General features: G+C 63.2%; 13 protein-coding genes. 11 read left to right on the top strand and 2 right to left on the bottom strand.

All coding sequences use genetic code 11. The features are described 5' to 3' along the window. Positions 1 to 2 precede the first annotated feature (2 nt). From hpaD to hpaC, 8 genes are all read left to right on the top strand, one after another. Positions 3 to 1,076: a 3,4-dihydroxyphenylacetate 2,3-dioxygenase gene (gene hpaD / locus ACTJJ6_RS14280; protein ID WP_004933173.1), complete on the top strand. Its 1,074-nt coding sequence runs from the start codon at positions 3 to 5 to the stop codon at positions 1,074 to 1,076. Positions 1,077 to 1,126: 50 nt separating this feature from the next. Continuing rightward, the gene (locus ACTJJ6_RS14285) at positions 1,127 to 1,513 is read left to right on the top strand and encodes a 5-carboxymethyl-2-hydroxymuconate Delta-isomerase (RefSeq protein ID WP_004933172.1); all 387 of its coding nucleotides are present in this window, start codon (positions 1,127 to 1,129) and stop codon (positions 1,511 to 1,513) included. A 14-nt stretch (positions 1,514 to 1,527) separates the two neighbouring features. Further along, positions 1,528 to 2,331 carry a 2-oxo-hept-4-ene-1,7-dioate hydratase gene (gene hpaH / locus ACTJJ6_RS14290; RefSeq protein WP_004933170.1) on the top strand — a complete coding sequence of 268 codons (804 nt, stop codon included), beginning with the start codon at positions 1,528 to 1,530 and terminating at the stop codon, positions 2,329 to 2,331. Positions 2,332 to 2,407: 76 nt separating this feature from the next. After that, the gene (hpaI, locus tag ACTJJ6_RS14295; protein ID WP_033631724.1) at positions 2,408 to 3,202 is read left to right on the top strand and encodes a 4-hydroxy-2-oxoheptanedioate aldolase; all 795 of its coding nucleotides are present in this window, start codon (positions 2,408 to 2,410) and stop codon (positions 3,200 to 3,202) included. 3 nt (positions 3,203 to 3,205) lie between these two features. After that, complete coding sequence (gene hpaX, locus ACTJJ6_RS14300) at positions 3,206 to 4,576, top strand: 4-hydroxyphenylacetate permease (RefSeq protein WP_420277163.1); 1,371 nt, start codon at positions 3,206 to 3,208, stop codon at positions 4,574 to 4,576. Between the two features lie 34 nt (positions 4,577 to 4,610). Next, positions 4,611 to 5,507, top strand: a complete 897-nt coding sequence (gene hpaA, locus ACTJJ6_RS14305) for a 4-hydroxyphenylacetate catabolism regulatory protein HpaA (protein ID WP_004933161.1) — start codon at positions 4,611 to 4,613, stop codon at positions 5,505 to 5,507. A 178-nt stretch (positions 5,508 to 5,685) separates the two neighbouring features. Next, entirely contained in the window at positions 5,686 to 7,248 is a 1,563-nt protein-coding gene (gene hpaB / locus ACTJJ6_RS14310; RefSeq protein WP_004933158.1) for a 4-hydroxyphenylacetate 3-monooxygenase, oxygenase component, read from the top strand. 16 nt (positions 7,249 to 7,264) lie between these two features. Beyond that, entirely contained in the window at positions 7,265 to 7,780 is a 516-nt protein-coding gene (gene hpaC / locus ACTJJ6_RS14315) for a 4-hydroxyphenylacetate 3-monooxygenase, reductase component (protein WP_004933156.1), read from the top strand. Positions 7,781 to 7,813: 33 nt separating this feature from the next. Here the strand turns inward: hpaC and ampH are convergent, their stop codons facing one another. Continuing rightward, entirely contained in the window at positions 7,814 to 8,956 is a 1,143-nt protein-coding gene (ampH, locus tag ACTJJ6_RS14320) for a D-alanyl-D-alanine-carboxypeptidase/endopeptidase AmpH (RefSeq protein WP_015376541.1), read from the bottom strand. A 126-nt stretch (positions 8,957 to 9,082) separates the two neighbouring features. Continuing rightward, on the bottom strand, positions 9,083 to 9,841 hold the full coding sequence (locus ACTJJ6_RS14325) for a FadR/GntR family transcriptional regulator (protein ID WP_004933150.1): 759 nt from the start codon (positions 9,839 to 9,841) through the stop codon (positions 9,083 to 9,085). Positions 9,842 to 10,076: 235 nt separating this feature from the next. Between ACTJJ6_RS14325 and ACTJJ6_RS14330 the strand changes: the two genes are divergently transcribed. The 3 genes from ACTJJ6_RS14330 to ACTJJ6_RS14340 are packed head-to-tail and all read left to right on the top strand — an operon-like array spanning position 10,077 to position 12,980. Further along, complete coding sequence (locus ACTJJ6_RS14330) at positions 10,077 to 10,817, top strand: SDR family oxidoreductase (protein ID WP_240293866.1); 741 nt, start codon at positions 10,077 to 10,079, stop codon at positions 10,815 to 10,817. A 25-nt stretch (positions 10,818 to 10,842) separates the two neighbouring features. Further along, positions 10,843 to 11,688 carry a fumarylacetoacetate hydrolase family protein gene (locus ACTJJ6_RS14335; RefSeq protein ID WP_028127877.1) on the top strand — a complete coding sequence of 282 codons (846 nt, stop codon included), beginning with the start codon at positions 10,843 to 10,845 and terminating at the stop codon, positions 11,686 to 11,688. A gap of 14 nt (positions 11,689 to 11,702) precedes the next feature. Then, on the top strand, positions 11,703 to 12,980 hold the full coding sequence (locus ACTJJ6_RS14340) for an L-fuconate dehydratase (RefSeq protein ID WP_025305193.1): 1,278 nt from the start codon (positions 11,703 to 11,705) through the stop codon (positions 12,978 to 12,980). The last annotated feature ends 10 nt before the right edge of the window (positions 12,981 to 12,990 follow it).

Raw genomic sequence — 12,990 nt, forward strand, 5'->3', positions numbered from 1 at the left:
CAATGACGACAAAACTGACCACTAATGCTGTCCCTGCTCCCGACGTCGTGCGCTGTGCCTACATGGAGATTCAGGTCACGAACCTTAAAGCCGCACGCGAATTTTACGTCGATATCCTCGGCCTGGTCGTAACCGCCGAAGATGACAAAACCCTCTACCTGCGTTCGATGGAGGAGTTCATTCACCATAACCTGGTGCTGCGCGAAGGCCCGGTCGCCGCCGTGGCGGCGTTTGCTTTCCGCGTGCGCACGCCGGAAGACGTCGATCGCGCCGAAGCGTATTTCAAGGCGCTTGGCTGCCGCACCGAGCGGCGGGTGAACGGGTTCGCCAAAGGCATCGGCGATGCGGTGCGGGTAGAAGATCCGCTCGGTTTCCCGTATGAGTTTTTCTACGATGTGCAGCACGTCGAGCGTCTGGCCTGGCGTTACGATCTGTATACGCCGGGCGCGCTGGTGCGCCTCGACCACTTTAACCAAATCACCCCTGATGTGCCGCGCGCCGTGGAATATATCCAGGGGCTGGGTTTCCGCGTGACGGAAGACATCCGCGATGAAGACGGCGTGGTTTACGCCGCCTGGATGCGCCGCAAGGCGACGGTGCACGATACCGCGATGACCGGCGGCGCCGGGCCGCGCATGCACCACATCGCCTTCGCCACCCATGAAAAACACAACATTTTGGCCATCTGCGACAAGCTCGGCGCGCTGCGCAAATCCGATTTGATCGAACGCGGCCCTGGCCGTCACGGCGTCTCCAACGCGTTCTATCTCTACCTGCGCGATCCTGATGGCCACCGTGTGGAAATCTACACGCAGGATTACTACACCGGCGATCCGGACAACCCGACCGTGACCTGGGACGTGCATGACAACCAGCGCCGCGACTGGTGGGGTAATCCGGTGGTGCCGAGCTGGTACACCGAAGGATCGCTGGTGTTGGATCTCGATGGGCAGCCGCAGCCGGTCATCGAACGCAGCGCGCCCAGCGAAATGGCCGTCACCATCGGCGCAGACGGTTTTTCCTATACCCGCGAGGGCGATACGGAAAAAGGTTTCAAACTTGGCAATACGCTGTAAATGCTGCTGCGCGGGCCTCGCCCGCGCCTATGCGCCGTGTGGAGAACGCTATGCCCCATTTTTACGCTGAATGTACCGACAACATCCGCCGCGAGGCGGATTTGCCCACCCTGTTCGCCAAGGTCAACGAGGCGCTGGCGGCGACCGGCATCTTCCCTCTGGCCGGCGTGCGCAGCCGCGCCATCTGGCTCGATACCTGGCAAATGGCCGACGGCAAGCAGGATTACGCCTTCGTGCACATGACGCTGAAGATCGGCCACGGTCGCAGTCTGGAAAGCCGGCAGCAGGTGGGCGAGATGCTGTTTGCGCTGATCAAGGAACACTTCGCCGCGCTGATGGCGCAGCGTTACCTGGCGCTCTCTTTCACCATGGAAGAGCTGGATCCGGTGCTGAATTACAAACAGAACAATGTCCACGCGCTGTTCAACAAGGCGTGAATAAGGGGTCGTAAATGCTGGATAAAGAGCAGGTTAACCGCGCCGTGCAGCGCCTGCATCAGGCGGAAAAGAGTCGTGAACAGATCCGCGCCCTGTCGCTCGATCATCCCGAGATCACCATTGAAGACGCCTATGCCATTCAGCGGCAGTGGGTAGAACTGAAGATCGCCGAGGGGCGCACGCTCAAAGGCCACAAGATCGGCCTGACCTCACGGGCCATGCAGGTGAGCTCGCAGATCACCGAGCCGGATTACGGCGCGTTGCTGGACGACATGTTCTTCAACGACGGCAGCGACATTCCGATCGATCGCTTTATCGTGCCGCGGGTGGAGGTGGAACTGGCGTTCGTGCTGGCCAAGCCGCTGCGCGGGCCGAACTGCACGCTGTTCGACGTCTACAACGCCACCGACTACGTCATTCCGGCGCTGGAGATCATCGATGCGCGCAGCCACAACGTCGATCCCGAGACGCAGCGGCCGCGCAAGGTGTTCGACACCATCTCCGACAACGCCGCCAACGCCGGGGTGGTGATGGGGGGGCGGCCGATCAAGCCGGATGCGCTGGATCTGCGCTGGATCTCCGCGCTGCTGTACCGCAACGGCGTGATTGAAGAGTCCGGCGTGGCGGCGGCGGTGCTCAACCACCCGGCCAACGGCGTGGCCTGGCTGGCCAACAAGCTGGCGCCGTATGAGGTGGAGCTGGAAGCGGGGCAGGTGATCCTCGGCGGTTCCTTCACCCGGCCGGTGCCGGCGCGGCGCGGCGATACTTTCCACGTCGATTACGGCCCGATGGGCTGCATCAGCTGCCGCTTCGTCTAATAAGCAGGCTCGGCGAACCGAGCCGCAATAACCGGGCGGGGGCCACGCGCCGCGCCCGCTTGTCAGGGAGAATGCGATGTTAACCAACCACTTCAAGCGAGCGCTGCAGGAAAAACGCCCGCAGATCGGGCTGTGGCTCGGGTTGTGCAGCAGCTACAGCGCCGAGCTGCTGGCCGGCGCCGGTTTCGACTGGCTGCTGATCGACGGCGAACATGCGCCCAACAACGTGCAGACGGTGCTGGGGCAGCTGCAGGCGGTCGCCCCTTACCCCAGCCAGCCGGTGGTGCGGCCGCCGTGGAACGACGCGGTGATCATCAAGCAACTGCTGGACGTCGGCGCGCAAACCTTATTGATCCCGATGATTCAGAACGCCGAACAGGCGCGCGACGCGGTGCGCGCCACGCGCTATCCGCCGCATGGCGTGCGCGGCGTCGGCAGCGCCCTGGCGCGCGCTTCGCGCTGGAACCGGGTGCCCGATTACCTGCAGCAGGCCGACGAGCAGATGTGCGTGCTGGTGCAGATTGAAACCCGCGAGGCGGTGAAAAACCTCGACGCCATTCTGCAGGTGGAAGGGGTGGACGGCGTGTTCATCGGCCCGGCGGATCTCAGCGCCGACATGGGCTTCGCCGGCAATCCGCAGCACCCGGAGGTGCAGCGCACCATCGATGACGCCATCGCGCGCATCCGCGCCGCCGGCAAGGCGCCGGGCATTTTGATGGCCAACAAGGCGCTGGCGCAGCGCTATCTGGAAGCCGGCGCGCTGTTCGTCGCGGTAGGGGTGGATACCACCCTGCTGGCGCGGGCGGCGGAAGCCCTGGCGGACGAGTTCAAACAGGGCGGGGCGCAAGCACCTTCATCGGGAGTCTACTGAACCATGAACCACGTCGATTCGCTGCCGCCGGCCAACCCGGCGCAGCAACATAAAGCGTTAACCGCCGCCGAGCAATCGGTGATTAAAAAGTTGTTTCGGCGCCTGATCATTTTCCTGTTCGTGTTGTTTGTTTTCTCTTTCCTCGACCGCATCAACATCGGCTTCGCCGGGCTGACGATGGGCAAAGATCTCGGCCTCAGCTCGACCATGTTCGGGCTGGCGGCGACGTTGTTCTATGTCACCTACGTGATCTTCGGCATTCCCAGCAACATGATGCTGAGCAGGGTCGGCGCGCGGCGCTGGATCGCCACCATCATGGTGCTGTGGGGCGTCGCCTCCACCTGCACCATGTTCGCCACCGGACCCACCAGCCTGTACGTGCTGCGCATGATCGTCGGCATCACCGAGGCCGGCTTTCTGCCGGGCATTCTGGTGTACCTCACCTACTGGTTCCCGGCGTTCTACCGCGCCCGCGCCAACGCCTTGTTCATGATCGCCATGCCGGTGACCATGGCGATCGGCTCGCTGGTCTCCGGCTATATTCTGGCGCTGGACGGGGTGATGAACCTGAAGGGCTGGCAGTGGCTGTTCCTGCTGGAAGGCATTCCGTCGGTGCTGCTGGGCGTGGTGGTGTGGTTCTACCTCGACGACACGCCGGCTAAGGCCAAGTGGCTGACCGACGAGGAAAAAGCCAGCCTGAAGGCGATGATGGAGGCCGACAAGCTGCAGCTGGTGCAGCCCAACGGGCCGAGCAGCCACCGCGCGCTGCAGCAGCGCAGCCTGTGGCGCGAGATTTTCACGCCGATTGTGTTGATGTATACGCTGGCCTATTTCTGCCTGACCAACACCCTGAGCGCGATCAATATCTGGACGCCGCAGATCCTGCAGAGCTTCAACCAGGGCAGCAGCAACGTGACGATCGGCATTCTGGCGGCGATCCCGCAGATCTGCACCATCGCCGGCATGGTGTGGTGGAGCAAACGATCCGACCGGCTGCAGGAGCGCAAGCATCACACCGCGCTGCCGTACCTGTTCGCCGCCGCCGGCTGGCTGCTGGCGTCCGCCACCGATCACAGCCTGATCCAACTGCTGGGGATCGTGATGGCGTCGGTCGGTTCCTTTACCGCCATGGCGATCTTCTGGACCACGCCGGATCAGTCGATCAGCCTGGAAGCGCGGGCGGTGGGGATCGCCGTGATCAACGCCACCGGCAACATCGGTTCGGCGCTCAGCCCGCTGTTGATCGGCTGGTTCAAGGACATGACCGGCAGCTTCAACTCCGGGCTGTATTTCGTCTCGGCGCTGTTGATCGTCGGTGCCGTGCTGGTGTGGCGCATCCCGATGAAGGATTCGCGCCCGAGAGCGACGCCTTGATACGCAGACAGGCAGGATTGCAGGAGGTCATGAGGTGCGGAAAAGTACCGGTTTTATCGCCAACATCGATATTTGCAAAGAGTATGACGCGCGCTACGCCGCCGACGAGGTGCACTACGAAACCTTCGCCGGGCTGGCGGCATTCTTCGGCCGCGACATGCAGGTGCACTGGCACGACTGCTTCTTCCAGGTGCATTTTCTGGAGACCGGCAAGATAGAGCTGCAGCTCGACGATCAGCACTATTCGGTGCAGGCGCCGCTGTTCATCCTCACGCCGCCGTCGGTGCCGCATGCGTTCTTCACCGAACCGGACAGCGACGGCCACGTGCTGACGGTGCGTCAGGAGTTGATTTGGCCGCTGCTGGAGCGCCTGTACCCCGGCAGCAACCTGGCGCTGGACATGCCGGGCATCTGCCTGTCGCTGGCCGACGCGCCGCAGGAGCTGACGGCGCTCAGCCACTATTGGGCGCTGATCCGCCGCGAGTTCGCGCAGAACCTGGCCGGGCGCGAACAGACGCTGGCGCTGCTGGCGCAGGCGGTGTTCACGTTGCTGTTGCGCAATACCGCGCTGGAAGACAGCGCCAACAGCGGCGTGCGTGGCGAACTGCAGCTGTTCCAGCGCTTCAACAAGATGGTGGACGAGCGTTTTCGCGAGCACCTGCCGGTGCCGGAGTATGCGCAGGCGTTGGGGGTGACCGAATCGCGGCTCAACGACCTGTGTCGGCGCTTCGCCAACCGGCCGCCCAAGCGGCTGATCTTCGATCGGCTGCTGCGCGAGGCCAAGCGCATGCTGCTGTTCAGCGCCTGCACGGTGCATGAAACCGCCTACAGCCTCGGCTTCAAGGATCCGGCCTATTTCGCCCGGTTTTTCAATCGGCTGGAAGGCTGTTCCCCCTCGACCTACCGCGCGGCGCAACACGCCCTTTCGTAACCGCGATCACAGTTTGCCGCGAAAGCGGCAAACTGACCTGAAAAGTACCGGCGATTGCCGCAAAAGTCTCTTCTCGAAACCGGCTTTGGCAGCTTCAATTAAGCAACCAAAAGAAAACATTATTTTAACAAATGGCCGACTCCACGGCCTGAAAAATGCCGATTACGAGGAAGACCCGATGAAACCAGAAGACTTTCGTGCCGACAGTAAACGCCCGTTCACCGGCGCCGAATACCTGAAAAGTTTGCAGGACAGCCGTGAAATTTACATTTACGGCGAGCGCGTGAAAGACGTCACCACTCACCCGGCGTTCCGCAATGCGGCGGCCTCGGTCGGCCAGCTGTACGACGCGCTGCACGATCCGGCCAGCCAGGATCGCCTGTGCTGGAATACCGACACCGGCAACGGCGGTTACACCCACAAGTTCTTCCGCTATGCCCGCAGCCCGGAAGAGATGCGCCAGCAGCGTGACGCCATCGCCGACTGGTCGCGCCAAAGCTATGGCTGGATGGGGCGCACGCCGGATTATAAGGCGGCCTTCGGCTGCGCGCTGGGCGCTTACCCGGAGTTCTACGGCCAGTTCGCCGACAACGCGCGCCACTGGTACAAACGCATTCAGGAAACCGGGCTCTATTTCAACCACGCTATCGTCAACCCGCCGATCGATCGTCATAAGCCGGTCAACGAGGTGAAGGACGTCTACATTCAGGTGGAGAAAGAGACCGACGCCGGCATCATCGTCAGCGGCGCCAAAGTGGTGGCCACCAACTCGGCGTTGACCCACTACAACTTCATCGGCTTCGGTTCGGCGCAGGTGATGGGCGATAACCCGGACTTCGCGCTGATGTTCGTGGCGCCGATGGACGCCGAAGGGGTGAAGCTGATTTCGCGCGCCTCCTACGAGCTGGTGGCCGGCGCGACCGGTTCGCCGTTCGACTACCCGCTGACCAGCCGCTTCGACGAGAACGACGCGATCCTGATCATGGATCATGTGCTGATCCCGTGGGAAAACGTGCTGATCTACCGCGATTTCGACCGCTGCCGCCGCTGGAGCACCCAGGGCGGTTTCGCCCGGCTGTTCCCGCTGCAGGCCTGCGTGCGCCTGGCGGTGAAGATGGACTTCATCACCGCGCTGCTGCAAAAGAGCCTCTCGTGCACCGGCGTGCTGGAGTTCCGCGGCGTGCAGGCCGATCTGGGCGAAGTGGTGGCCTGGCGCAACCTGTTCTGGTCGCTGAGCGACGCGATGTGCGCCGAAGCCACTCAATGGGAAAACGGCGCCTACCTGCCGGATTCCGCCGCGCTGCAAACCTACCGCGTGATGGCGCCGATGGCCTACACCAAGGTGAAACACATCATCGAGAAGAACGTCACCAGCGGCCTGATCTACCTGCCGTCCAGCGTGCGCGACATGAACAACCCGGAGATCGACAAGTACCTGGCGCGCTACGTGCGCGGATCGGACGGTATGGATCACGTCGAGCGCATCAAGATCCTCAAACTGATGTGGGATGCGATCGGCAGCGAGTTCGGCGGGCGCCACGAGCTGTATGAGATCAACTACGCCGGCAGCCAGGATGAGATCCGCCTGCAGTGCCTGCGCCACGCGCAGGGATCCGGCAACATGGATCGCATGATGCAGATGGTCGACAAGTGCCTGGCCGATTACGATCAGCACGGCTGGAAGGTGCCGCACCTGCGGAACAATGACGATATTAATCAGTTGGATAATCTGCTGAAGTAATTCAGGAGGAGGTTGTATGTCTCAGGAAAATGAACAGCGGCTGCGCTTTCGCGACGCGATGGCCAGCCTGTCGGCGGCGGTGAATATCGTCACCACCGACGGCCCGGCGGGGCGCTGCGGCATCACCGCCACGGCGGTGTGCTCGGTGACCGATACGCCGCCGACGCTGCTGGTGTGCATCAACCGCAACAGCGCGATGAACCCAGTGTTTCAGGAAAACCGCAGGCTGTGCGTCAACGTGCTTAACCACGAGCAGGAGCTGATGGCGCGCCACTTCGCCGGCATGACCGGCGTCAGCATGGAAGATCGTTTCCGGCTGGAAGAGTGGCAGCTCGGCGCGCTGGGGCAGCCGGTGCTGCGCAATACCCTGGCCAGCCTGGAAGGGGAGATCGAGCAGATCCAGAGCATCGGCACCCACCAGATGTACCTGGTGCAGATCAAGCAGATCGCGCTGAGCGAAGCGGGCAACGGCCTGATCTACTTCAAGCGCAACTTCCATTCGGTGATCCACCAGATGGCGGTGCCGGCCTGAGGCGCGGGGGCGCAGTTGGCTGCGCCCCTCATCTCAACTCTTGTTGGCCGCCAGATCGCTCACCAGGCGGTTGACCGGATCGCTCATGTTGGTGAACTTGCTCAGCTCCGAACGGGTCACCACCACGAACACCCCGACGTTTTTCGCCGGGATCATCGCCATGTAGGTAATGAATCCGCCGCCGCCGCCGGTCTTCTGAATGATGCCCGGCAGCCCGTCCTTCGGCGCCATATACACCCAACCCAATCCCAGCGCATCCGCTTGCCCCGGCACGTCCATGCCCTTCAGCGACACCAGATCGTGGCGCTGGAAGTACATGGTTTGCTCGCTGGCGGCGGTGGCTTTGCGCGGGCCGCTGGCGCTGGAGGAGAGGAACTGCTGCATCCAGCGCTGCATGTCGCGCGGGGTGGAGTAGACGCCGCCGCTGCCGGCTGCGGCGGTGGTGTCGCGACAGGCGCTCGGGCCGGCCGCCGCCACCATCAGGCGCGAGCACTGTTCGGGGCTCGGCGTCAGCGTGGTGTCGACCATGCCGAGCGGCGCGGTGATTTTCTCTTTCAGCAGCGCGCTGTAAGGCTTGCCCGCGGCGCGCGAGAGCGCGTCGGCCAGCAGATCGTACGCCAGGTTGGAATACGCGGCGCGCACGCCCGGCGGCACCGTGACGTTGGCATGCGCCAGCCATTGCCAGCGCTGAGCCTTGGTCGGCCAGGTGAATACCGGCGTTTTCGGCGGCTTTTTGCCCGGCTGCTCGCGCGGCAGCGCGCTGGTGTGGGTCGCCAGGTTCAATAAGGTGATCGGCTGGCCGGCGTTGTAAGACGGCACATAGGCGCCCTTGGGAGCGTACTTGCGCAGCGGGTCGGTCAGCTTGACCTGGCCTGCCGCCGCCATTTTCACCATCACTTCGCTGGTCATCAGCTTGGTGATCGAGGCGATGCGGATCAGCGAATCCGGGCGCGGGCGCAGGTTATTGCCGGGCTTGGTGTCGCCGAAGCTGCGGTTAACCACCTGATTGCCGTCGATCACCACCAGCGCCATGCCGGTGGCGCCGCTGTTGTAGAAAATATGTTCGGCATACTGGTCGACGATTTGCGAAGCCAGCTGCGGGGGCGCGGCCTGCACGGCCAGCGGCGCGGCGCACAGGCCCAGCGCCAGCAATAAAGCGGAGACAGAGTTCTTCAACGGTCGTTATCCATTTAACAATGCAGCGGGAAAGGGCGTAATCCATCGCCCAGTGTAATGTGCCCGCCCCCCCGCTGCATGTAGAAAAAAGAGCGGTGGCGATAAAATTTTTTCACCGCCGGCGGCTTACTGCGCGCGGGCGAAAATGGCGATCACTTCATCCAGGTGCGCCTTCATCGCTTTGCGGGCGCCGCGCACATCGCGCGCTTCGATCGCCGCCAGGATCGCCCGGTGTTCCAGCTCGGAACGGTGCGGCATGTCGTCCGGCGTATAGTGGCGCTGCAGCACGCGGAACATGCTGCCGTAGCGGTGGCCGAGCAGATGGCCGATGATGAACGCGTAAGCCGGGTTGCCGCTGGCCTGGGCGATACGGATGTGGAACAGTCGATCGCCGGGGTGGGTGGCGGAGCCGGCGCGGTTATCGCGGCAGTTCTGCTCATAGGCGGCGCGGATGCCCGCCAGCTCCTCGTCGGTGGCGTGGCGCGCGGCCAGCGCAGCGGTCTCCGGTTCAATCAGCAGGCGGGTTTGCAGCAGTGAAAACGGCGGCAGCTCGGCGTTGAAATCCAGCTCGATATTCAGTTCGTCGTCGATCTCCGCCCACTGGTTGCGGCCGGCCTGGGCCATCACCGACTCCTGCGACGCCGCCGGCGGCGTTTGCGAACGCACGATCACCCCGTTGCCCACCTTGACGTCCACCAGGCCGATCACTTCCAACGCGATCAGCGCCTCGCGCACCGACGCGCGGCTGACCTGCAACTGCTGGGCGAGATCGCGCTCCGAGGGCAGGCGGCTGCCCGGCGGAAATTCGTTGTTCTCGATAAGACGTTTGAGTTGATCGGCTATCTGCCTGTAAATCCTTGGGTTTTCCAGTCGGGTAATCGGCATTTTTGACCTTAGACGATTCGGCGTTCAGTGATTTGGCGCACAATTATGCGACAAGGCGCTTGAGTAATCGTTATTCAAGTGTAAAAAAATGGTTAATTGAAATGTGGTTTCAAGGCTGTTTTATTAACTTCTTCCCCCAACGATAACGCGTAAAGCGTCTTTTGTCATGTTAGAGGCCTGACCTTTAATCGCCCTTAGTGGCCTGACCATTAGACCTTTAGGCCGAGGAGTCAAGATGGATTTAACCGGGAAACGCGTACTGATCACCGCCGCCGGGCAAGGGATCGGTTTTACCACCGCCAGGCTGTTCGCCGCCGCCGGCGCCGAAGTGATCGCCAGCGACATCAACCTCGAGCGCCTGCAGGGCTGCGCCGGGATCCGCGCGCTGGCGCTGAACGTCACCGATCCGGCCGCCATCGCGGCGGCGGCGGAGGCGATCGGCCCGATCGACGTGTTGTTCAACTGCGCCGGCGTAGTGCACAGCGGATCGATCCTCGATTGCAGCGAAGATCAGTGGGCGTTCGCGCTCGATCTCAACGTGACCGCGATGTTCCGCATGATCCGCGCCTTCCTGCCGGGCATGTTGGCGCGCGGCAAAGGCTCGATCATCAACATGTCTTCGGTGGCCTCGAGCGTGAAAGGGGTGCCGAACCGCTTCGCCTACAGCGCCAGCAAGGCGGCGGTGATCGGCCTGACGCGCTCGGTGGCGGCGGATTACGTCACCCAGGGCATCCGCTGCAACGCCATTTGCCCCGGCACGGTGGAATCGCCGTCGCTGCGCCAGCGCATCGCCGAGCAGGCGCGCGAACAGGGGCGCAGCGAGCAAGAGGTGTATCAGGCGTTCGTCGCCCGCCAGCCGATCGGGCGCATCGGCACCACCGAGGAAATCGCCCAATTGGCGCTGTATCTGGCCTCCGACGCCAGTTCGTACACCACCGGCACGGTGCAGATCATCGACGGCGGCTGGAGCAACTGATCCGCCATTTTTGAGAGAGGAACGCATGAAACTTTTACGTTATGGGCAACCTGGGCAAGAGCGCCCCGGCATGTTGGATGCACAGGGCCGCCTGCGCGATCTGTCGCAGCATATTGCCGACGTGGGCGGCGCCGCGTTATCGCCGGCGTCGCTCGCCAAACTGCGCGCGCTGGACAGCGCCGCATTGCCGCTGGTCGAGGGGCAGCCGCGCCTCGGCGCCTGCGTCGGCGGCATCGGCAAGTTCATCTGCATCGGCCTGAACTACGCCGATCACGCGGCGGAAACCGGCGCGGCCATTCCTGAAGAACCGGTGGTGTTCAACAAATGGACCAGCGCGGTGGTCGGTCCCTACGACCGGGTGGAGATCCCGCGCGGCTCGCAGAAAACCGACTGGGAAGTGGAGCTGGGCGTGGTGATCGGCCTGGGCGGGCGCTACATCAGCGAAGCGGATGCGATGCGCCACGTCGCCGGTTATTGCGTGATCAACGACGTCTCAGAACGCGAATATCAAATTGAGCGCGGCGGCACCTGGGACAAGGGCAAAGGCTGCGACACCTTCGGGCCGATCGGGCCCTGGCTGGTGACCGCCGACGAGATCGCCGATCCGCACAGCCTGAATTTGTGGCTGGAGGTGGACGGCAAGCGCTATCAGGACGGCAACACCAGCACCATGATCTTCCGCATTCCGCAGATCGTCAGCTACCTCAGCCGCTTTATGAGCCTGCAGCCGGGCGACGTGATCTCCACCGGCACGCCGCCGGGCGTCGGCATGGGGCAGAAACCGCAGCCCATCTACCTGCGGGCGGGCCAGACGATGCGTCTGGGCATTGAAGGGCTGGGCGAACAGCGCCAGCAAACCGTACAGGCTTAACCGGGAGCGCCGCCATGACCACCATTACCGCACTGCGGGTTGAAGACATTCGTTTCCCCACCTCGCTGGGGCTGGACGGATCCGACGCCATGAATCCGGATCCCGACTATTCCGCCGCCTACGTGATCCTGGAGACCGATCGCGCGGATCTCAGTGGCCACGGACTGACGTTCACCATCGGCCGCGGCAACGAGATCTGCTGCGCGGCGATCCGCGCGCTGGAACATCAGATCGTCGGTGAGCGGCTGGAGACGATCGCCGCCGACATGGGCGCCTTCTGGCGGCGCTTCACCAGCGACAGCCAGCTGCGCTGGATCGGGCCGGACAAAGGCGCCATTCACCTGGCGACCGGCGCGGTGGTCAACGCGGTGTGGGATCTGTGGGCCAAATCGGTCGGCAAACCGGTGTGGCGGCTGGTGGCAGAGATGACGCCGGAGGAGCTGGTGCGCTGCATCGACTTTCGTTACATCACCGACTGCATCACGCCGCAGGAAGCGCTGGCGCTACTGAAACAGCGGGCCGAGGGCAAAGAACGGCGCCTGGAGCGGCTGCTGCAGGAAGGTTACCCCTGCTACACCACTTCGGCAGGTTGGCTGGGGTATCCGGACGACAAGCTGCGCCGCCTGTGCCAGGAAGCGGTCGACGCCGGTTTCTCCTACCTGAAACTGAAGGTCGGGCGCGATCTGGAAGACGACATTCGCCGGGTGCGCATCGCCCGTGAGGTGATCGGCCCGGATCGCCGGCTGATGATCGACGCCAACCAGGTGTGGGAGGTGGACGAAGCCATTCCGTGGGTGAAACATCTGGCGTTCGCCAAACCCTGGTTTATCGAAGAGCCGACCAGCCCGGACGACGTCGAAGGGCATCGCCGCATCCGCGAAGGGGTGGCGCCGGTCAAGGTGGCTACCGGCGAGATGTGCCAGAACCGCATCATGTTCAAACAGTTCATCATGCGCGGCGCGGTGGACGTGGTGCAGATCGACGCCTGCCGTCTCGGCGGCGTCAACGAAGTGCTGGCGGTGATGCTGATGGCGGCCAAATACCAGCTGCCGGTCTGCCCGCACGCCGGCGGCGTCGGGCTGTGCGAATACGTGCAGCACCTGTCGATGATCGACTACCTGTGCATCGCCGGCACCCACGAAGGCCGGGTGATCGAGTACGTCGATCATTTGCATGAACACTTTGTCGATCCCTGCGTGATCAACGGCGCGGCCTACATGCCGCCGAGCCGGCCCGGTTACTCGATCGAGATGCATCCGTCGTCGATCGAGCAATACCGGTTCCGCGGGTGAAGCGGGAGGA

Origin of the sequence: Serratia sp. 22278 (genome assembly GCF_052045405.1) — a bacterium.
GTDB lineage: Bacteria > Pseudomonadota > Gammaproteobacteria > Enterobacterales > Enterobacteriaceae > Serratia > Serratia marcescens.

Bases quoted from the DNA above. Each gene is read 5' to 3' on its own strand.
- hpaB (WP_004933158.1), top strand. From the start codon at position 5,686: ATGAAACCAGAAGACTTTCGTGCCGACAGTAAACGCCCGTTCACCGGC.
- ACTJJ6_RS14325 (WP_004933150.1), bottom strand. From the start codon at position 9,841: ATGCCGATTACCCGACTGGAAAACCCAAGGATTTACAGGCAGATAGCC.
- hpaD (WP_004933173.1), top strand. From the start codon at position 3: ATGACGACAAAACTGACCACTAATGCTGTCCCTGCTCCCGACGTCGTG.
- ACTJJ6_RS14330 (WP_240293866.1), top strand. From the start codon at position 10,077: ATGGATTTAACCGGGAAACGCGTACTGATCACCGCCGCCGGGCAAGGG.
- ACTJJ6_RS14335 (WP_028127877.1), top strand. From the start codon at position 10,843: ATGAAACTTTTACGTTATGGGCAACCTGGGCAAGAGCGCCCCGGCATG.
- ACTJJ6_RS14340 (WP_025305193.1), top strand. From the start codon at position 11,703: ATGACCACCATTACCGCACTGCGGGTTGAAGACATTCGTTTCCCCACC.
- hpaX (WP_420277163.1), top strand. From the start codon at position 3,206: ATGAACCACGTCGATTCGCTGCCGCCGGCCAACCCGGCGCAGCAACAT.
- ACTJJ6_RS14285 (WP_004933172.1), top strand. From the start codon at position 1,127: ATGCCCCATTTTTACGCTGAATGTACCGACAACATCCGCCGCGAGGCG.
- hpaC (WP_004933156.1), top strand. From the start codon at position 7,265: ATGTCTCAGGAAAATGAACAGCGGCTGCGCTTTCGCGACGCGATGGCC.
- hpaH (WP_004933170.1), top strand. From the start codon at position 1,528: ATGCTGGATAAAGAGCAGGTTAACCGCGCCGTGCAGCGCCTGCATCAG.
- hpaI (WP_033631724.1), top strand. From the start codon at position 2,408: ATGTTAACCAACCACTTCAAGCGAGCGCTGCAGGAAAAACGCCCGCAG.